Source organism: Kitasatospora sp. NPDC004531 (assembly GCF_053602195.1).
Genome location: NZ_JBSGDD010000034.1, coordinates 47,734 through 66,044 on the forward strand (window position 1 = coordinate 47,734; position 18,311 = coordinate 66,044).

Genomic DNA, 18,311 nt, shown 5'->3' on the forward strand with positions numbered 1-18,311 from the left:
CGTGCCGTTCCTCCCCCACCACGTGGCGGCGGTCCGGGGCGCCACCCAGGGCAGCGGCGTCCTGCTCGGCCCCCGGCTGATCCTCACGGCGGCGCACGTCACCCGGTCGGCGCCGGAGGCGGCGGTGCTGGGCGGCAACGGGTGGACGGGGTGCACCGTCGTCTGGTCCCTGACCTCGCTCGACGCCGCCCTGCTGCTGGCCGAACACGACCTGACGCCCGCCGACCGCTTCGAGCCGTTGCCGTGGGGCGCGGTCGACGCCCTCGACCCGGTCTCCGGCTGCCACCTGACGGGCTTCCCGCAGGCCGGACGCGACCGGGCGGACCGCCTCGACACCGTCCAGGTGCGCGTCACGCTGACCCCGGCCGCCGGGCAGCGGAGCGGCCGCCCGGTGCTGGTCGTCCAGGACCACCCGCCGCGCTCGCGGCGCGACACCGACTCGCCCTGGTCGGGCCTGTCCGGGGCGGCCGCCGTGTTCCGCGACCGCCTGCTCGGCATCGCCGTCCAGGACCGGGACCCCGCCGCCTGGGGGCACTCCCGCCTCGACCTGGTCCCGATGACGGCGCTGCTCGCCAACCCCGACTTCTGCGCCGCGCTCGTCGAGCACCTCGGCGAACTCCCGTACCTGCAAGGCATTTCCGCCACCGAGATCGCCGACCGCGCCTTCGAGGCCGACTACGCGAAAGCCGTCGAGGCCGACTACGGCCGGATCCGCGTCTTCGGCCTCCGCCAGGCCGCCGGCCACGGCCGTCGCGGCTGGGACCTCACCACCTCCTACCTGAGCCTGGAGATCCGCTCCACCGAGGCCGCCGCCGGCCCCGACCGCGGCCCTCAGCGCGCCGAGCGCGTCCTCGCGCACCGCCGCCGGGTGCTGATCCGCGGCGAGGCCGGCTCCGGCAAGACCACCCTGGTGCAGTGGCTGGCCGTCGGCGCCACCAACGGCACCCTCGGCGAGGAGCTCGCCGAGTTCAACCACCGCGTCCCGCTCGTCCTCCAGCTCCGCAAACTGCACCGCAAGGGCGTCATGCAGCCCCGCCCCGAGGAGTTCCTCTCCCTCGACGACCGCATGTGCGCCGACCGCCAACCACCCGGCTGGGCCCACCGCCTGCTCACCACCGGACGCGCCCTGCTGCTGGTCGACGGCCTCGACGAGGTGCCGAACGAGCAGCGCGACGAGACCCTGGCCTGGCTGGAGCGCCTCCTCGACCACTACCCCGACACCCTCACCGTGGCCACCGTCCGCCCGTCCGCCGTCCCCCGGGACTGGCTGGCCCACCTGGGCTTCGACGAACTGCTGCTGTGCCCGATGAACAGCCAGGACCGCCGCGACTTCATCGAACGCTGGCACCGCGCCGCGCTCCGCGAACTCCTCGACACCGCGCACGGTGACGACGCCCAGGAGCAGCGCTGGCGCCGCGAGACCGAGCAGGACCAGGCCGACCTGCTCCGCGCCCTCGACTCGGTGCCGGAACTCTCCCTGCTCACCGACAGCCCGCTGCTCTGCGCGATGATCTGCGCCCTGAACCGAGAGTCGGACGGCGCGCTGCCCCGGCACCGCATGGCGCTGTACCGCGACGCGATGGCGATGATGCTGGTCAAACGCGACGAGGGCCGGCGGGTGCAGGGCGCGGAACTGCTCCGGGCCTCCGAGGAGGAGCAACTGGCGATGCTCCGGCGGATCGCCCACTGGCTGGTGCGCAACAACCAGTCCGAGGGCCACCGCCGCGACGCGCTCGACCAACTCACCAAGGCCCTGGCCCACTTGCCCGCCGTCGCCCGCCACACCGACGCCGCGCAGGCCTGGGTGCACCTCCTCAACCGCACCGGCCTGCTCACCGAGACCGGGCCCGACACTTTTCAGTTCATCCACCGCACCTTCCAGGACTACCTGGCCGCGATGGAGTTCCGCGAGGAACGCGACTTCGGCCTGCTGGCCGGCCACGCCGCCGACGAACAGTGGGGCGACGTCATCCGCATGACCGTCGGCCACTGCGGGCCCCGCGAACGCGCCGAACTCCTCACCGCGATCCTCGCCGCCGCGGACGCCGCCCCCGCCGACCTCAAGCCCGCCATCCACCTCCTCGCCGCCACCTGCCTGCCGAGCGCCCCCGAACTCGACGGCGAGGTGCGCGCGGCGGTGCTGGCGGGGCTGCGCGAGCACCTGCCTGCGCTGGTATGCGAGGCGAACCGGGCGGACGTACTGCTGCTGGCTGCGGTCGGTGAGGAACTGGTGCCGCTTCTAAGGGAGTTCGCCGAGCTCGAACCGGCGCGGGTGGCCGAAGCAGGCTACCGGGTCCCGGACGTCCTCGGCCTCATCGGCGGGGCCGACGCGCTCACGCTGCTGGTGACCCTGGCCGAGGACGAGCGCCTGGTAGCGCAGGTGGTGAGCCAATGGCGACACTTCGAGACCGGAGCGTTCGCCCACCAAGTGGTAGACCGGGTCGATCTCTCCACTGTCCTTGTCGCGATCCTATGGCCCGCACATATCGATGCGTTGGCCGACCATCCAACCCTTCGCAACGCCTGGATCGGTGGTCCGGCAATGCCCGTCGATCCAAAGCGGTGGGGCCAACTGGCCTACCAGCTCCAATCCTTGACCCTTTCGTCGCTACCGGGGCTGCGGGACGTCTCCTTCCTGCGGCAGTGGCCGCACCTTCGCAGCCTCGGCCTCTACCAGTGCCCGAATCTGGTCGACCTGACTCCCTTGCGGGGTATGCCACTTGACTTCCTCGCCATTCGATCCGTCAGGGCTGAACAGAGATTCGACGAACTGTGGGCGATGGTGCGGAGCCTGCGAAAACTGCGGGCCCTCACCCTGCTGACACCGGACCCCGCCGCACTGCTGGAACAAGAACCGCTGCCCGGCATTGAGTGCTTGGAACTGATCAACGTCGCCACCAACTACCCGCTCGTCCACCTCTGCTCGGCGTTCCCCAATCTTGATCGGCTGGACCTCGTGGTCACCAGCGACTGCACCTCACTCGACCTGACGCAGCTCCCCCGCCATCTCCAACTAACTCTCACCATCCCGGCCTCAGCCACCGAGCCGCGCCTGATCGGCCGGAACCGGTTCGCGCCCGACCGCCTCACCGTCCGCCTTTTCAGGTAGCGTCCGTCCGCAGCAGCGAGTAGATCACCTGGTCGTGCCACCGCCCGCCCCGCCACTGCGCGGAGCGCAGCACGCCCTCCCTGGTGAACCCGGCCTTCTCCAGGGCGCGTTGCTCGGCGAGGTTCGCGAAGTCGGTCCAGGCCTGGAGCCGTTCGGCGCGGGTGTGCGCGAACAGGTAGTCGGCGAGCAGCTGTTGGGCCCGCGTGCCGATGCCGCGGCCCTGCGCGGACGGGAGCAGGCCGATGCCGAGCGACCAGCAGGCGGACGTCTCGGGACGGCCCCAACTGGCGGCGAACCACTCCACCCGGCCCACCGTCCGACCGGCCTCCGCGACGGCGAGGACGCCGCTGTCGGCCCCCAGCAGCCCGTTCTCCGCGAAGCGGCGCCGGATGCCGTCCGCCGAGCGGTAGCCGAACCACTGGTAGGGGCCGACGCCCTCCGGGCCGGCGAGCTCGCGCTCGAAGAGGTCGACGTCCTCTGCGGTGAGGGGGCGCAGCGTGATCTCGTCCGGCATGGTGGGCGACTCCTGATCGTCTCGACTCGGAGCGTCACCCTATGACGGGCCCCATCAGCGCTTTCCGCCGGGCCGACAGGTCGACGGAGCGCCCGCGCCGGTCAGTTCTGGTTCTCGGCGCGGAACATCCAGCTGTGCTTCTCGAGTGCGGCGGTGACCGCGATCAGCAGGTCCTGGGTGACGGGGTCCGCCGCCTCGGTCTTCTCGATCCGCTTCCGCATCCGCCCGATCACGGCGCCGAACGCCTCGACCAGGTGGGCGACCGCCGCGTCGTCGGAGGTCCAGCCGGCCGGGAACTCGGGCAGGCCGCTGGTCTTCGCCACCGTGCCGGCCCGCCCGTCCGGGCTGACGCCGATCGCGGCGGCCCGCTCGGCCACCTGGTCGGAGAACTCGCGGGCCGTCGCCACCACCTCGTCGAGGTGCAGGTGGACGGAGCGGAACCGGGGTCCGTAGAGGTTCCAGTGCGCCTGCTTCGCCACCAGGGACAGGTCCACCAGGTCGACGAGGGCGCCCTGCAGTGCGTCCCCGGCCGTGTCGCGGTCGCGGTCCGCCAGGGGGCTGTGGGTGAGGTCCATGGGAGGGTCCTTTCCGCCTCGGGGGAGATGGCCGGTGAACGTCCGGCCGCCCTCCGGCTGCCCCCTGCGGCGGACCGGAAACCCGCGACCCCGGGCAGTGACGGCCCTGCGGCAGGCCGTCACGGCAGCGGGTCGGTGCGGGTGGGTGGCGTCAGCGCCGTCGCGAGCCGGTCGACGCCGAATCCGCTGATCAGCAGGCGTTCCTTGCGGTTCCCGGTGAGCTGCTGGGTCCAGTCGACGAACCCGCCGTCCGCGACCTCCAGTCGTCGGCCGTCGACGGTGACGTGGATCTTGAAGCACAGCTCGGTGTAGTAGCCGCGCCCGCTCGTCCGGCCGGGATCGTCGACGACGTCGAGGCCCGGGGTTCCGGCCAGCTCTGTCCGCACGCGCGCCAGGATCGGCGCGGCGGCCTCGTCGAGGCGGGTGAGGCGGATCTCCGTCCGCTGCACGTCGGCACGTGCCGTCGCCCGGGCGGCGAACCGCAGGTGCTCGACCAGGTGTTGCTGTTCGAAGGTCCGGCTGCCGGTGTCCCGGCCGGCGGTCACCAGGGCGAACAGCTGGAAGTGGGCGAGCATGCCGGGGGCGTCGAAGTGCTGGGCGCGCACCACGCGTTGACTCGCTGCGAGCCGGACCGGCACGGCCGAGCGCGGGTCGGCGGCCAGCGCCTCGGATCTGCGCCGGGCCGCCTCCAGCGCCAGGGCGTTGGTCGGGTCGGCGGCGACCTCGCTGCCCCGGACGGTGGCGACGACCTTGCGCGGGTCGACGGTCGCGACCGCCGTGTGCGCGGCCAGCGGCACGAGCGGGGCCAGGGTGAGCAGCTCGAAGTCGTCGGGCAGCGCCGAGAGCAGCAGGTCCTCGACTCGTCGCAGCTGCGCGAAGCCCGTCGGGGCCGGGGCCACGAACCGGTCGGTGCGGTAGCGCCGCATCACCTCGGCCGGGGTGAGCCGGTCGGCGCGCCGCCGGAAGACCTCCAGCAGCAGCGTGGTCAGGTCCGCCCCGGTCAGGCCCTCGGCCAGCAGCTCCAGCGCTTCCGGCCCGCCCGGCCGGGCGAGCACCCGGCGCAGCGCCGGCCCGGTCGGATTCTCGTCGCGTGTCATGGCGGACCAGTATCGTCCGCCCGGCGACGCGGGGCTCACAGGTTTTCCGCGCACCGGGGCGGTCGCGCGAAGCGCCTTGCCGAGGCCCGGCGCTCGTCGTCCGCCCCCCACGTCCCCGCCCCGCCCACGCCCACGCCCCCCGTCCCGCGCCGAGCAGCGTTCCGCCCGCCATCGGCCGGTCGGCGCGGTGGCGGGCGGAGGGTGCGGTGCGGTGCGGGCTTCGGCGGCGGGCCGTCAACGTCCGGGCTGGGCGACGGCGCGCTCCACGGGTTCGCCGTGGACGAGCCGGCCGGGCGGCGGCAGTGCCGGGTAGACCTTGTCGACGGGGCGCAGCGCGACGTGCGAGTCGTCGTCCTGGTGCGCGGGCAGGCCGCCGGTGGCGGGGGTGCCGCCGGGCGTCGCGGCGTCGACCGGCTGCGGGACGCCGCCGGGCGTCGCGGCGTCGACCGGCTGCGGGACGCCGCCGGGGGTGGCGGTGTCGGCGGGCAGCGGGACGCCGCCGGGGGTGACGACGTCGCCGCGCCCGAAGAAGTCGCCGGGCGTGAGGCCGCCGACGGTGCCGAGCGGGTCGGCGGCGGTGGTGTCGGCGGGCGTCGCGCCCGGCTCGGCGGCCGTGGCGGTGACGGGGGCGGACTCGGCGGGCCGGACCGGTGCGCCGAGGGCGGCGGCGGAGGGCGCGACGAGCAGGGTGATGGCGGCGGCGGCGACCAGCGCGGCGCCTCGGGAGTGCGGTGCCATGGGGGTTCCTCGTGGTCCCGGCCGGGCGGCGCGCACTGCGGCGGCGGACCCGGCTGCGGTGATCGGTTTGCCCGGATTATTAACCGTTCGCCCCGTCGTTCGCGCGGCCTCGCTCCGCATTCCATACCGACGGACCACAGGCCGCTCCGCCCCCGCTCGGGCTTCCGTCCCTCCCCGCTCCCCCCGTCCGTAGCGTCCGCCCCCGGCGATGTCCGGTGCCGACGGCTGAATACGGTGGGGGCCCGGTCGATCGAGAGGACGCGAAGACGTGGATGTGTACGAGGCCGTGGACAGTCGCCGGGCGGTGCGGGCGTTCAGCGACGAGCCCGTGCCCAAGGAGGTGCTCGAACGGGTGCTGACGGCGGCGACGCGGGCTCCGTCCAGCGGGAACCTCCAGCCCTGGCAGCTGTACGTCGTCACCGGCGAGCCCCTGGCCGAACTCAAGCGGACCGCGACCGCCAGGGCGCTGGCGGGAGACCCGGGCGACGGGCGCGAGTACCCGATGTACCCGGAGGGGCTGGCCTCGCCGTACCTGGACCGCTTCGCCGCTGCCGCCGCCCAGCGGTACGAGGCGCTGGGGATCGAGCGCGACGACCCGGACCGGCCCAGGAAGATCGCTGCGTTGAACGCGGAGGCGTTCGGGGCGCCGGCCGTCCTGTTCTGCTACCTCGACCGGACGATGGGGCCCGGGCAGTGGGCCGACGCGGGGATGTACCTGCAGACGGTCATGCTGCTGCTGAGGGCCGAGGGGCTGCACAGCTGCCCCCAGGTGATGTGGACCGTGTACCGGGAGACCGTCAGCCGGGCGGTGGGGGCCGATGACGGACTCGTGCTGTTCTGCGGCGTCTCCGTGGGGTTCGAGCAGGAGGGCGTGCCGCGACTGCGCACCGGGCGGGCGGACCTGGCGGAGACGGTGCGCTTCATCGGGGGGTGACGTCGGCCGGCCTCACCCTTCCCCAGGTGCCGCCCGGCCCTCGGCGACGGCGCGCAGCCACCCGGCGATCTCCGCCGCGCCCGGCTGTCCCGCGCTCACCGGCGGGCCGCCGAAGCCTCGGCCGCGTCCGCCGCGTCCTGGGCGGCCAGCACCTCGTCGCCGTGCTCGAACGCCCAGGCCCCGAAGGCGTCGATGGGGGCCAGCAGGGTGCCGCCGAGAGCGGTCAACTCGTATTCAACGCCGGGGTGTTGGGGCTGACGGGCGACCAGGCCGGAGTGTTGCAGGCGGCGCAGCGTCTCGGTGAGCACCTTGGAGCTGATGCCGCCGATGCGTTCCCGGAGTTCGACGTGGCGGCAGGGGCCGTCGCGCAGTGCCCAGAGCACCACGGCGTTCCAGGTGTTGGAGAGCAGGTCGAAGGCAAGGCGGGCTCGGCAGTCGGCGAGGAAGGCGTCGGCGGTCACGTACCGAATGGTGCCCGACCGCCTCCCTACTGTCGAAGGAGATCAGCAACCCGCCGATGAATGGGAGCAGTTGATGAGCGACGCGATGACGGTCGGCGTGCTCGGAACCGGCCGGATGGCCGAGGCGCTGGCCGGGCAGTGGGCCCGGGCCGGGCACCGGGTCACGGTCGGCGGCCGGGACGGGGCCGGGGCCCGCCGGCTCGCCGAGCGGATCGGCCACGGGGTCCGCCCGGCCGACCTGCGCGGGGCGGCGGAGGCCGGCGAGGCGGTGCTCGTCGCGCTGCCGTACGGGGCGGGGGCGGGGGTGGTGGGCGAGCTGCGGTCGGCGTTGGCGGGCCGCACGCTGCTCGACTGCGCCAATCCGGTCGGGCCGGGCTTCGCGCTGCTCACCGGCCAAGGCCCGTCCGCCGCCGAACAGTTGGCGGCAGCGGCGCCGGACGCCCGGGTCGTGAAGGCGTTCAACCTGTGCCACGAGAGCGTCTGGCGTCTGCGGCCGCCGGTGTTCGACGGCCGCCCCCTCGCCGTCCCGCTGTGCGGCGACCACCCGGAGGCCCTCGCCCACGCCACCACGCTGGTCCGGGCGCTCGGCTGCACGCCCGTCCAGGCCGGCCCGCTCGCCCGCGCCCACCTGCTGGAGGCCAACGCCGCCCTGTACATCGGCCTCTGGGTCGGTGAACAGGCCGACGTCCAGGCGATCGCCCCACCGCTCGCCCACGCCGCCGGCTGACCTCCGACCGCCCTTCCACAGGGCGAAGTCGGCCCGCGATCGGGGCAGTTCGCGGGCCGACTGCACGGACGAGCTACCGTGCCCGGCGCGGGTCAGCGGGGCGCCATCCCCGTGCTGTCGCGGAGCGCGGTCGTGGCGCCACCGTCCCCGCACTGCTCGGTGTTCCCGCCTGGGGCGAGGTGTGCACTGCCCCGGAATTCGTCGATCGAGGTGTGGTCGTGCTTCGCGCTCGGCCAGCGGAAGGTGATCTGGTCCAGGGAGTCGAGCGGTCTGGCGTCGAAGAGCGCGAAGACCGTCAGCCGGGTGTCACCGGCCGTCTCGTCGCGGACGGCCCGGTAGCGGTTTCCGGCCGTGTCCCGCACGGTGATGGGGCCGGCGGCGGCACCGGCGAGGACCAGGGTGACGATCAGCGTGTCGCCGGCGGCGACCGGGCGGGCGATCTGCAGGGACTCACCGGTCGTGACGGCCGCCTCGCGCGGGGAGCCGGTCCCCTCGTCGCCGATCCTCCCCAAGTAGCCGCAATCGTCCGGAAGTTGGCGCATACCCGGAGACGAAGGCCGGTCGCCGACCGCGCGCCCGCCTCCGACCGGTGCGGCGGCCGACAGCAGGGCCAGCAGCGCGACGACCAGACCTCCGACCGGCAGCAGCGGCCACGCAGGGCGCAGCCCGGCCGTTCGGCGGCGTCCCGCCCGGGCCTCCGGCTCCTCGGCCCCCCGGAGCACTTCCCGTTCGGCGACAGCCACCTCCGGTTCCGCCAACTCGGCTGCCTGCTCCACAACTTGAACCCGCTGCCAGGCCGCCTTCCACCGCGCGAGCTCCTCCACCGGCGTCCCGAACGCGACACCGAGCGCCAACACCCGCTCCAGCGGCGGGAGTCGGGAGCGCTGCGGGTTCAAGTCCCCTGCGAGGGTGCTGCGCGGGCAGCTGGTGCGGCGCTCCAGTTCACGCAGCGACGGGTTGCCGGACCAGGCCTTCAACTCCCGGAGTCGGCCGACGAATTCCTGCGGCGTCCGGACATCTCCCGGATCGGGCCTGGCCATGGACGACTCCCCCTTCGGCAGCGGCGGCGAGGCGGGTAACCAGTCGGGATCGCCGCCCAGTTCTCGCTGGGTCATCCGGCCTCCTTGCGCGGTTCGGACGGTCGGCCCGGTCGTACGCGGACCTCGGGCCGGGAACCATCCTGGCCAACACCGCACTGGCACTCCATGGCGTTCGCTTGGCGTTCTCCCCTGCGCTCGGCGCGCGGGAGTTCCTCGCCCAGCCCGGCCAATGGGATCGCGAACCAGCCCCGAGCAGCAGCCGCCCTCAAGCGCGCCGACTGCCGCTCGAACCGCCCTCAGGTGAACCGATCCACTGCCCTCACACCGGCGGTCGCACCCAGGGCGCGAGGCGCTCGCCCGGGGCCAACTCCCCGCGCCAGTAGCGGAAGACCCGCCCCTCGACCACTCGCACCCCGGCTGCGGCGATCAGGCCCTCGACGGGCTCCGGGCCGCCGCCGTCCGCGGTGAAGGCCACCAGGACCGGTGGCGTCGCGCCGAGTCGCGCCCGGACGTGGGCCGTCTCCGCCGGGGTCGGGTCGCGGAAGACCGGATCCTGGAAGAAGGCCGGGACGGACACCAACTCCGGGTCGTCGAAGTGCAGTTCGAGCAGGTGGTGGTAGCTCAGGTCGTGGCCGGCGCCCAGCACCAGGCAGCCCGGGTGCCACGAGACCACGTCCCAGTCCCACCAGGAGCCGGGCGGCAGCTCGATCGCGGCCATCAACGGTCCAGCAGCGCGGCGAGGTACCGGTCGGCGTCGGCCGCCAGTTCGGCTCGGCCGGGCGGGTTCGCGTGGCCGGCGCCCGCCGTCCCGTTGAACAGCACGCCCTCGCACCAGCGCAGCAGCCGCCGGGCGTCCGCGACCGGCTCCGTCGAGCCGCACGCCCGCAGGAGTTGCCCGGCCACCTCCTGGAAGCCCGCGCCCAACCGGTCGTAGACGGAACGGAGTTCGGGCCGCCGGGCGGCTTCGAGGGCCAGCTCGATCCGGGCCACCGTCAGCGTCCGCCCGTCCGTCAGCGCGTGTGCCAGGCCGTCCGCCACCACGGCCAGCAGCAGTCGTCGGGCCGCTGCGGCGTCCTCGACCGGGCGGGTCGGGGCGTCGCCGATCAGGCCGGCCGACTCCACCTCGGCGATCCGCACCAGGGCCAGTTCGAGCAGCGCCGACCGGGTCCGGGCCAGGTTGGACGTCGATCCCACCGGCAGCCCGGCCGCCTCGTCCACTGCCCGGTGCGTCAGGCCGCGCAGGCCGCGCTCGGCGATCACGGCGATGGCCGCGTCGGCAATCCGGATCGGTCGTGCCACAGTCATACCCGGCATCATCGCGCGCCCCGGCCGCAACCCCCAAAAGCGCACGAAGCGTCAGCGTCCGGATACCGTCGGCGACATGACCGACTCGCGACCACCGCACCCCCGGGACGCCCGGCCCGCCCGGCGCCTGCCGACCGTCCGCCGGACCTCGCCACTGCCCGACCACGACGGCCCGGCAGGCCCGCTCGGCCCCGGCAGCCCGGTCTGGTACGCGGCGTACGGGTCGAACATGCACGCCCGCCGCCTCGCCCGCTACATCGCCGGCGGCCGACCGCCGGGCGCGAGCCGCACGTACCCGGGCTGCCGCGACCGCACACCACCGGGTCGGACGCTGCCGATCCTGCTGCCGGGCATCCTGTACTTCGCGCTCGAATCGCCCACCTGGACGGGCGGCAGCGCCTTCTACGACCCCACCCGCGACGGCGACATGCCGGCCCGCGCCTACTTCCTGACCGCCCAGCAGTTCGCCGACATCGCCGCCCAGGAGATGCGCCGCGCCCCCGGCCCCGAGCTCGACCTCACTCGCGTCCTGAGCGCCGGCCGCGACCAGTTCGGCCCCGGCCGCTACGAGACCCTGATCTGCCCGGGCACCCTCGACGGCGTCCCCGTCCTCACCTTCACCGCCCCCTGGCCGCTCGCCGACGCCGAGCTCAACCCGCCCGCCGCCCGCTACCTGGCCAACCTCGCCGCCGGCCTCGCCGAGGCCCACCACTGGACCCCCGCCCGATCCGCCGCCTACCTCGCCACCCGCCCGGGCGCCACCGCCCACTGGACCCCGGAAGCCGTCCTCCAGGCCCTCCGCGCGAACCCCATGGACAGCTGACGCCTCGCAGCGTCGCGATACTGGGCCGGTGAACGACACCGCATCCCCGTACGGAGCGACGACCGAAACCCTGGGCCGGCGGGTCTACCTCGGTCTGCGCGAGGACGCCCTCGACCCGCAGGACGTGGTCGCCCTCGCCTGCGACCTGCTCGACCGGTTCCACCCCACCGCCGCCGTCCTGGAGGTCGTCGAGCGGAACCCGGCCGACGTGCCACCGGCAGAAATGGCGGCCCTGGCCCGGCGCATCCTGGACGACGCGGGTTTCGATCCCGGCTTCGACCTCGCCCCCGAGCGTCTGGAGACCTTGCGCTCCGCGCTGCGGATCGTGGCCCGCGACCTGTCCGCGCGCGGGATCCGGGGCGAACCGGAGATCGAGGTCCTGGACGGCTGGTTCCCCCCGGGAGCCGGTGTCCGTCTCGCCGACGGCGAACGCCTCGACCGGGGCGGCCACATCCTGCCGGGCATGTGCGACGAGCCGACCACGGCGCTGGCCAACCTGGCGATCATGATCCAGGAGAGCCTGCTCGAATCGACCCGGCAGGTCTGGCCGGTGTGCCCCCGACACGGCCTCGGCGTCCACGGCTCGGAGCGGGACGGCGCGGCCGTCTGGTGGTGCGCGGGCGAAGGCGGACACGTGCTCGCCCGGGTCGGCGAACTCCCGCGCGCCGGGCAGCCGTCGCGGTGAGCACCGTCCCGCCCGGGACGGCACGCCGCAGGCGATCGGGCGAGCAGCACCCCTCCCCACTCGAACTACAGCCGTAGTACGCTCGACCTCGGCAAGCCCCACTACATCTGTAGTCCAGTCGGCCGATGGGAGCCCCGTCATGCCCTCCGCCCCGCACCCCGACCCAGCCGCGCACCCCGACCCGGCCGCGCGCCCCGCGATCGTCCTCGGCGCCGGCATCGGTGGCCTCGCCGCCGCCCTCGCGCTGCACCGGCGCGGCGTCCCGGTCACCGTCCACGAGCGCGCCGCCGACCTCGAACCCGTCGGCGCGGGGCTGGCCCTGGCGCCGAATGCCTTGCGGGCCCTGGACGTTCTGGGTGTCGGGGCGCGCCTGCGCGCCCTCGCGGTGCAGCACCCGGCGATGGGCCTGCGGCGCCCGTCGGGGCGGTGGCTGGCCCGGACGGACAGCGACGCGGTGCGGCGGCACTTCGGCGAGCCGGTGATCGCGGTGGCGCGCGCCGAGCTGCTCGCCGCCCTGCTGGCGGCCCTCCCGCCCGGCACCGTCCGCACCGGCTCCCCGGCCGCGCTGGTCGACGCCGGCGACGACCGGAACCCGGCGGTGGTCGAGACCCCGGCCGGCCGCCACCGGGCGTCCCTGGTGGTCGCCGCCGACGGCATCCACTCCGCCACCCGCACGCACCTGTTCCCGCAGCACCCCGGGCCGCGCTACTCGGGGTTCACCACCTGGCGCACGGTCGTCGACGCCCCCGAACGCCCGCCCGCCGCCGTCGGCGAAGTCTGGGGACGCGGCGCGCTGACGGGCGTCGTGCCGCTCGCCGGCGGGCGGGTGTACGTGTACGCGGCCGCCCTCGCCCCGGCGGGGCAGCGCGCGGCGGACGGCGACGAGCACGCCGAACTGCTGCGCCGGTACGGCAGTTGGTGCGCCCCGCTGCCGGAACTGCTGCGGCGCACGAACGCCGCCGCGGTGCTGCGGCACGACGTGTGGGAGCTCACCGACCCGCTGCCGTCGTTCCACCGCGGACGGGTCGCGCTGCTCGGCGACGCCGCGCACGCCATGTCGCCGTTCCAGGGCCAGGGCGCCTGCCAGGCCGTCGAGGACGCGGTGGTCCTCGCCGCCGCACTGCCCTCCCCGGACCTCGCCCCGGAGTCGGTCGCGGCGGGCCTGCCCGCCTACTCCGCCGCCCGCCTGCCGCGCACCTCCCGCATCGTGGCGGGCTCGCGCACCGTGAGCCGCGTGGTCGCCGTCCGCTCCCGCCCCGGCACCCTGCTGCGCGACGGCGCACTCGCCCTCGCCGGACGCCTCCCCGCCCGCGTCCTGCTCGACCGCACCGCCCCCACCTACGACTGGCGGCCACCCACCGCCCCCGATCCGATCACCCGTTGACGCCGCCCCGCCCGGCCGCTCAACTCGTCGTGATCACCAGGTCGTTCACCCCGCCCCCGGACATCTCGACCGCCGCCCGCACCAGCGCCGCCAGCGCACGGGAGCGCGCAGCAGGGGCCCAGGCCAGGACGGTGGTGACGGGCGGGGCGTCCGGGACGGGGACGACGGCGACGCCGGGGCGCAGCTGGTTGCGGGCGGACTCGGGGAGGACCGCGTGCGTCCGGCCGAGTGCGATCAGCTGGTTGAGCTGGGTGCTGTCGCGGATCTCGGGGCCGGGGCCGTCGGGGTAGCCGCCGTCCCGGCGGGGGAAGCGCGGGGCGGGCAGGTCCGGCAGGGCGTCGAGTTCCGCGAGGCGCAGGGTGGGGCGGGCGGCCAGCGGGTGGTTCGCCGGGAGCAGGGCGACGCGGCCCTCGGTGTGCAGTGCCTCGCTGTCGAGTCCGGTGGTGGAGTCGAACGGCAGGTGCAGCAGCGCCGCGTCCACCGCGCCTTCGCGCAGCAGGCGTTCCTGCTCGCCGACCCGGCACAGCCGCAGGTCCACCGGCACCGCGTCCGGCCCGGCCGCGTACGCGTCGAGCAGGGCGGCCAGCAGTTCGGGCCCGGCTCCGGCCTTCGCGGCCAGCACCAGCCCGGGCGGCTGCCCGGCCCGCCGGGTGCGCTCCTCGGCGGCGGCGACCGCGGCCAGCACGGTGCGGCCCTCGCGCAGCAGCACGCGGCCCGCGCCGGTGAGCGCCACGCCCCGGCTGTCGCGTTCCAGCAGGACGGTGCCGAGCCGCCGCTCCAGCTGCGCGATGGCCCGCGACAGCGGGGGCTGCGCCATCCCGAGCCGCCGCGCCGCCCGCCCGAAGTTCAACTCCTCGGCCACGGCCACGAAGTAGCGCAGTTCCCTGGTCTCCACCGGCCCATCCTACGGCGATACCCGTACGGTATCGCCGGGCCACCGAACCGGTCTTGGCCACAGCACCGCCGCCGGCCCGACCATGGCCGCATGAACGTGAACACGAACACGAGCGACCGGGCCGTGGCGCTGGTGACCGGCGCCAACAAGGGCATCGGCTACGAAATCGCGGCGGGGCTCGGCGAGTTGGGCTGGCAGGTCGGCGTCGGCGCACGGGACGCGCAGCGGCGCGAGGACGCGGTGCGGTCGCTGCGCGCCCGCGGCGTCGACGCGTTCGGGGTGCCGCTGGACGTCACCGACGACGAGTCCGTGGCGGCCGCCGCCGAGCTGCTGGCGGAGCGTACCGACCGGCTCGACGCACTCGTCAACAACGCTGCGATAGCCGGTAGTTGGGCGCAGGGGCCGCTCATTGTGGACCTGGCGCTGGTGCGGCAGGTGGTGGAGACCAACGTGCTGGGGGTGATGCGGGTGACCAACGCGGTCCTGCCGCTGCTGCGCCGCTCCGCCGCGCCGCGGATCGTCAACATGTCCAGCGCCGTGGGCTCGTTGGCGCTCCAGTTCGACGCCGACGGGTTCGTCGGGCCGCCCTCGGCCGCCTACGCGCCGTCGAAGACCTTCCTGAACGCCCTGACGGTGCAGTACGCCAAGGAATTGAGCGGCGAGGGCATCCTGGTCAACCTGGCCTGCCCGGGCTTCTGCGGCACCGACCTCAACGACCACCGCGGCCCCCGCACCCCCGCCCAGGGCGCGGCGATCGCGATCCGCCTGGCCACCCTTCCCGCCGACGGCCCGACCGGGCGGTTCTTCAACGAGGACGGCCCACTGCCCTGGTGAGGTGCCGTCGGGCGACGAGGAGACTCAGAGCTCCGACACCCAGGGCGGGTTGGCCCCGGCGACCGCGACGGTCCGGGCCGCGACCCGCGCCGCGAACTCGCAGGCGCGCTCCAGGCCGTCGTCCGTCAGCGTGTCCAACCTCCCGCCGAGCACGTCCTGTTGGGCCAGCGAGTGGAGCAGGCCGGCGGTGAACGAGTCGCCGGCGCCGACGGTGTCCACCACGGCGGCCGGCGGCGCGGGCACCCGGATCCGCCGGCCGTCGAGGGAGGCGAGCGCGCCGTGTTCGGCCAGGGTGATCACCACCAGTCGGGCGCCGGCCCGGTGCCAGTGGTCGCAGGCCTGCTCGGGGGTGGCGCCAGGCAGCAGCAGCGCCAGGTCGTCGGCGCTCAGGCGCAGCAGGTCGGCGAGCTCGCACCAGCGGGCCAGGCGCTGCCGGTAGGCCGCCGGATCGACCAGCAGGGGGCGGACGTTGGGGTCGATCGAGACGGTGGCGCCGGCCCGCACGTCGGCGAGCAGGTCCTCGATCCGCGGGCCGCCGGGCTCGCGGACCAGTGCCAGCGAACCGGTGTGCACGCACACCGCGCCGTCGCTCCGGGCGGACGCCAGCTCCCCGTCGGTCCACTGCCAGTCGGCGGTCCGCTCGGCGTGGAAGGAGTAGTCGGCGTGGCCGTCGCCGTCGAGCGCGGCCAACGCCAGGGTGCTCGGCTCGGCGGCCCGCACGGCACCCGACAGGTCCACTCCGGAGGCGGCCAGGTGGGCGCGGAAGAGTTCGCCGAACGGGTCGCCGGAGAGCCGTCCGAGGAAGCGCGTGGGCGTGCCGAGCCGGGCCAGCGCCACGGCGGTGTTCGCCGGGCCGCCGCCGGGCAGCACCCGCAGCGCCAACTCCCCGGGGCGGGCCGCGCCGCGCTCCACGAACGCGTCCGCGACGCACTCCCCGATCACGGTGATCGACCGACCCGCCATCGCAACCAACCTCCCACCGGGGCGAACGCGCACCGGACGCACGCCCGACGCACCTCGGACCGGTTCGGACTCCATCACCGCGACCCGTCCCGCGTCAAAGCGGCGCAGTCGGCGCGCCCCGGCCGGCCGATGTACCTTTCAGGCCGCCGCCCGCGTATCCGCACCTCAATTGGGAGCGCCCCCACAGTCGTTGACACCGCCCGGACGCGTCTGGCCTCATGGCCCGCACCCCCAAGGGCGCCCACCCGCGTCCGGAGAGGAACGAGACCATGCGACTCCCACGCCGCCCAGCCGCCCTGCTCGCCGCGCTGGCCGCCCTGCTCACCGTCACCTTCGCCGCCGCTCCGGCCGCCCCGGCCAGTCCGGCCGCCCCCGCCGCCCCGGAGGCGGCGCCCGCGGCCGGCGCCGGCTTCTGGCACACCAGCGGCCGGCAGATCCTGGACGAGGCCGGCAATCCGGTCCGGATCGCCGGCATCAACTGGTTCGGCTTCGAGACCTCCAACTACGTGCCGCACGGCCTGTGGAGCCGCGACTACAGGTCGATGATCGACCAGATGAAGTCGCTGGGCTACAACACCATCCGGATGCCGTACAGCGACGACATCTTCAAGGGCACCACCCCGACCAGTCTGAACACCTCGGGCGGCATGAACGCCGACCTGGTCGGCCTGAACTCGCTCGGCGTGATGGACAAGCTGGTCGGCTACGCCGGCAGCGTGGGCATGAAGGTGATCCTGGACCGCCACCGCCCGGACTCCGCCGGGCAGTCGGCCCTCTGGTACACCTCCTCGGTACCGGAATCCACCTGGCTGGCGAACCTGAAGACGCTGGCCGGCCGGTACGCCGGCAACGCGGCGGTGATCGGCATCGATCTGCACAACGAGCCGCACGACCCGGCCTGTTGGGGCTGCGGCGACCAGGCCACCGACTGGCGGCTGGCCGCGCAGCGCGGCGGCGAGGCGGTGCTGTCGGCCAACCCGAAGCTGCTGGTCTTCGTGGAGGGCGTGCAGTCCTTCAACGGCTCCTCCTACTGGTGGGGCGGCAACCTCCAGGGCGCGGGCCAGTACCCGGTCCAACTGAGCGTCGCCAACCGGGTGGTGTACTCGGCGCACGACTACGCGACCAGCGTGGCGCAGCAGTCCTGGTTCTCCGACCCGAGCTTCCCGTCGAACATGCCGGGCATCTGGGACAGGAACTGGGGCTACCTGTTCAACCAGAACATCGCCCCGGTGTGGGTCGGCGAGTTCGGCACGACGCTCCAGTCCACCGTCGACCAGGCGTGGTTGAAGGCGCTGGTGCAGTACCTGCGGCCGACGGCGACGGCGGGCGCGGACTCCTTCCAGTGGACGTTCTGGTCGTGGAACCCGAACTCGGGCGACACCGGCGGCATCCTGAACGACGACTGGACGACCGTGAACACGGTGAAGGACGGCTACCTGGCCTCCGTCAAGTCGCCCAGTTTCACCGGTGGTTCGGGCGGCGGCGGCACGGGTGACACCCAAGCGCCGTCCGTGCCGGGCGGGTTGGCGGTGACGGGCACCACGGCGAGCAGCGTCTCGCTGTCCTGGTCGGCGTCCACGGACAACACCGGCGTCACCGGGTACGACGTGTACCGGGGCGGGACGAAGGTCGCCTCGACGGCCGGAACGTCCTACACCGACAGCGGCTTGAGCGCGGCGACGACGTACAGCTGGACGGTCCGCGCGAAGGACGCGGCGGGCAACGTGTCGGCGTCCTCGGCGGCGGTCACCGCGACCACGTCGGCGGGCGGCGGGGGCAGCGCGGGCTGCTCGGCGGTGATCAGCCTGAACGACTGGGGCAGCGGCCTGACCGCGACGGTGACGGTCACCAACACCGGCGCCGCCGCGACCACGGGTTGGCAGGTGGCCTGGACGTGGCCCACCGGCCTTCAGATCAGCGGGAGTTGGGGGGCGAACGTGACGCGCAGCGGGCAGGCGGTGACGGCGGGCAGCCTGTCCTACAACGGGGCGCTGGCCCCGGCGGCGTCCACCACCTTCGGCGTTCAGGCGACCCGCACGGACTCCTCCGCGGCAGCCTCCGCGACGCCGGTCTGCACGGCGACCTCCTGAGCCCCGCTGCGGCGTCCGCCCGTCGGCTCCCACCGGGGGCAACCGCCGTGCTGCTGACGGTGCCGGCGGCCTGGGCGGCGGGCCTGCTGACGCTGGTGCAGCTGTACGCGGTGGTGCTGGCCGTCGGCACGCTGTCG

18 protein-coding genes are annotated in these 18,311 nt (G+C 74.6%); 8 read left to right on the plus strand and 10 right to left on the minus strand.

The window, feature by feature from the left end:
- The first annotated feature begins 1 nt into the window (after position 1).
- Positions 2-3,109 carry an NACHT domain-containing protein gene (locus tag ACWEMJ_RS16450; RefSeq protein WP_452137730.1) on the plus strand — a complete coding sequence of 1,036 codons (3,108 nt, stop codon included), beginning with the start codon at positions 2-4 and terminating at the stop codon, positions 3,107-3,109.
- Here ACWEMJ_RS16450 and ACWEMJ_RS16455 read toward each other — a convergent pair.
- The 4 genes from ACWEMJ_RS16455 to ACWEMJ_RS16470 form a co-directional block, all read right to left on the minus strand.
- Complete coding sequence (locus ACWEMJ_RS16455; protein ID WP_452137731.1) at positions 3,102-3,623, minus strand: GNAT family N-acetyltransferase; 522 nt, start codon at positions 3,621-3,623, stop codon at positions 3,102-3,104. The genes ACWEMJ_RS16450 and ACWEMJ_RS16455 overlap by 8 nt on opposite strands.
- A gap of 101 nt (positions 3,624-3,724) precedes the next feature.
- On the minus strand, positions 3,725-4,198 hold the full coding sequence (locus ACWEMJ_RS16460; protein ID WP_452137732.1) for a Dps family protein: 474 nt from the start codon (positions 4,196-4,198) through the stop codon (positions 3,725-3,727).
- A gap of 119 nt (positions 4,199-4,317) precedes the next feature.
- The gene (locus tag ACWEMJ_RS16465) at positions 4,318-5,295 is read right to left on the minus strand and encodes a hypothetical protein (protein ID WP_452137733.1); all 978 of its coding nucleotides are present in this window, start codon (positions 5,293-5,295) and stop codon (positions 4,318-4,320) included.
- 234 nt (positions 5,296-5,529) lie between these two features.
- Positions 5,530-6,033, minus strand: a complete 504-nt coding sequence (locus ACWEMJ_RS16470) for a hypothetical protein (protein ID WP_452137734.1) — start codon at positions 6,031-6,033, stop codon at positions 5,530-5,532.
- Between the two features lie 268 nt (positions 6,034-6,301).
- On the opposite strand from ACWEMJ_RS16470, the gene ACWEMJ_RS16475 reads away from it, so the two are divergent.
- Positions 6,302-6,967 carry a nitroreductase gene (locus tag ACWEMJ_RS16475; RefSeq protein WP_452137735.1) on the plus strand — a complete coding sequence of 222 codons (666 nt, stop codon included), beginning with the start codon at positions 6,302-6,304 and terminating at the stop codon, positions 6,965-6,967.
- Positions 6,968-7,062: 95 nt separating this feature from the next.
- Here ACWEMJ_RS16475 and ACWEMJ_RS16480 read toward each other — a convergent pair whose 3' ends face one another.
- Positions 7,063-7,428 (minus strand): winged helix-turn-helix transcriptional regulator, encoded by a 366-nt coding sequence (locus ACWEMJ_RS16480; RefSeq protein WP_452137736.1) that lies wholly within the window; start codon positions 7,426-7,428, stop codon positions 7,063-7,065.
- Positions 7,429-7,513: 85 nt separating this feature from the next.
- Here ACWEMJ_RS16480 and ACWEMJ_RS16485 point away from each other — a divergent pair, with 85 nt between their 5' ends.
- The gene (locus ACWEMJ_RS16485; RefSeq protein WP_452137748.1) at positions 7,514-8,155 is read left to right on the plus strand and encodes an NADPH-dependent F420 reductase; all 642 of its coding nucleotides are present in this window, start codon (positions 7,514-7,516) and stop codon (positions 8,153-8,155) included.
- Between the two features lie 92 nt (positions 8,156-8,247).
- Here ACWEMJ_RS16485 and ACWEMJ_RS16490 read toward each other — a convergent pair whose 3' ends face one another.
- The 3 genes from ACWEMJ_RS16490 to ACWEMJ_RS16500 form a co-directional block, all read right to left on the minus strand.
- Positions 8,248-9,270: a hypothetical protein gene (locus ACWEMJ_RS16490; RefSeq protein ID WP_452137737.1), complete on the minus strand. Its 1,023-nt coding sequence runs from the start codon at positions 9,268-9,270 to the stop codon at positions 8,248-8,250.
- 244 nt (positions 9,271-9,514) lie between these two features.
- On the minus strand, positions 9,515-9,913 hold the full coding sequence (locus ACWEMJ_RS16495; RefSeq protein ID WP_452137738.1) for a hypothetical protein: 399 nt from the start codon (positions 9,911-9,913) through the stop codon (positions 9,515-9,517).
- Positions 9,913-10,500 carry a TetR/AcrR family transcriptional regulator gene (locus ACWEMJ_RS16500; protein ID WP_452137739.1) on the minus strand — a complete coding sequence of 196 codons (588 nt, stop codon included), beginning with the start codon at positions 10,498-10,500 and terminating at the stop codon, positions 9,913-9,915. Before ACWEMJ_RS16500 ends, ACWEMJ_RS16495 begins: the two co-directional genes overlap by 1 nt.
- A gap of 76 nt (positions 10,501-10,576) precedes the next feature.
- Between ACWEMJ_RS16500 and ACWEMJ_RS16505 the strand changes: the two genes are divergently transcribed.
- The 3 genes from ACWEMJ_RS16505 (at position 10,577) to ACWEMJ_RS16515 (ending at position 13,392) form a co-directional block, all read left to right on the plus strand.
- Entirely contained in the window at positions 10,577-11,323 is a 747-nt protein-coding gene (locus tag ACWEMJ_RS16505; protein WP_452137740.1) for a histone deacetylase, read from the plus strand.
- A 28-nt stretch (positions 11,324-11,351) separates the two neighbouring features.
- Positions 11,352-12,008 (plus strand): hypothetical protein, encoded by a 657-nt coding sequence (locus ACWEMJ_RS16510; protein WP_452137741.1) that lies wholly within the window; start codon positions 11,352-11,354, stop codon positions 12,006-12,008.
- A 139-nt stretch (positions 12,009-12,147) separates the two neighbouring features.
- Positions 12,148-13,392, plus strand: coding sequence for an FAD-dependent monooxygenase (locus ACWEMJ_RS16515; protein WP_452137742.1), 1,245 nt, complete (start codon positions 12,148-12,150; stop codon positions 13,390-13,392).
- A 19-nt stretch (positions 13,393-13,411) separates the two neighbouring features.
- On the opposite strand, the gene ACWEMJ_RS16520 is transcribed toward ACWEMJ_RS16515, so the two are convergent.
- Complete coding sequence (locus tag ACWEMJ_RS16520) at positions 13,412-14,287, minus strand: LysR family transcriptional regulator (protein WP_452137743.1); 876 nt, start codon at positions 14,285-14,287, stop codon at positions 13,412-13,414.
- Between the two features lie 90 nt (positions 14,288-14,377).
- Here ACWEMJ_RS16520 and ACWEMJ_RS16525 point away from each other — a divergent pair, with 90 nt between their 5' ends.
- Positions 14,378-15,121: an SDR family NAD(P)-dependent oxidoreductase gene (locus ACWEMJ_RS16525; RefSeq protein ID WP_452137744.1), complete on the plus strand. Its 744-nt coding sequence runs from the start codon at positions 14,378-14,380 to the stop codon at positions 15,119-15,121.
- 24 nt (positions 15,122-15,145) lie between these two features.
- Here the strand turns inward: ACWEMJ_RS16525 and ACWEMJ_RS16530 are convergent, their stop codons facing one another.
- A complete protein-coding gene (locus tag ACWEMJ_RS16530; protein ID WP_452137745.1) occupies positions 15,146-16,084 on the minus strand; it encodes a carbohydrate kinase family protein in 939 nt (312 codons plus the stop codon).
- 269 nt (positions 16,085-16,353) lie between these two features.
- On the opposite strand from ACWEMJ_RS16530, the gene ACWEMJ_RS16535 reads away from it, so the two are divergent.
- Positions 16,354-18,174 (plus strand): cellulase family glycosylhydrolase, encoded by a 1,821-nt coding sequence (locus ACWEMJ_RS16535; protein WP_452137746.1) that lies wholly within the window; start codon positions 16,354-16,356, stop codon positions 18,172-18,174.
- Positions 18,175-18,311: the final 137 nt, after the last annotated feature.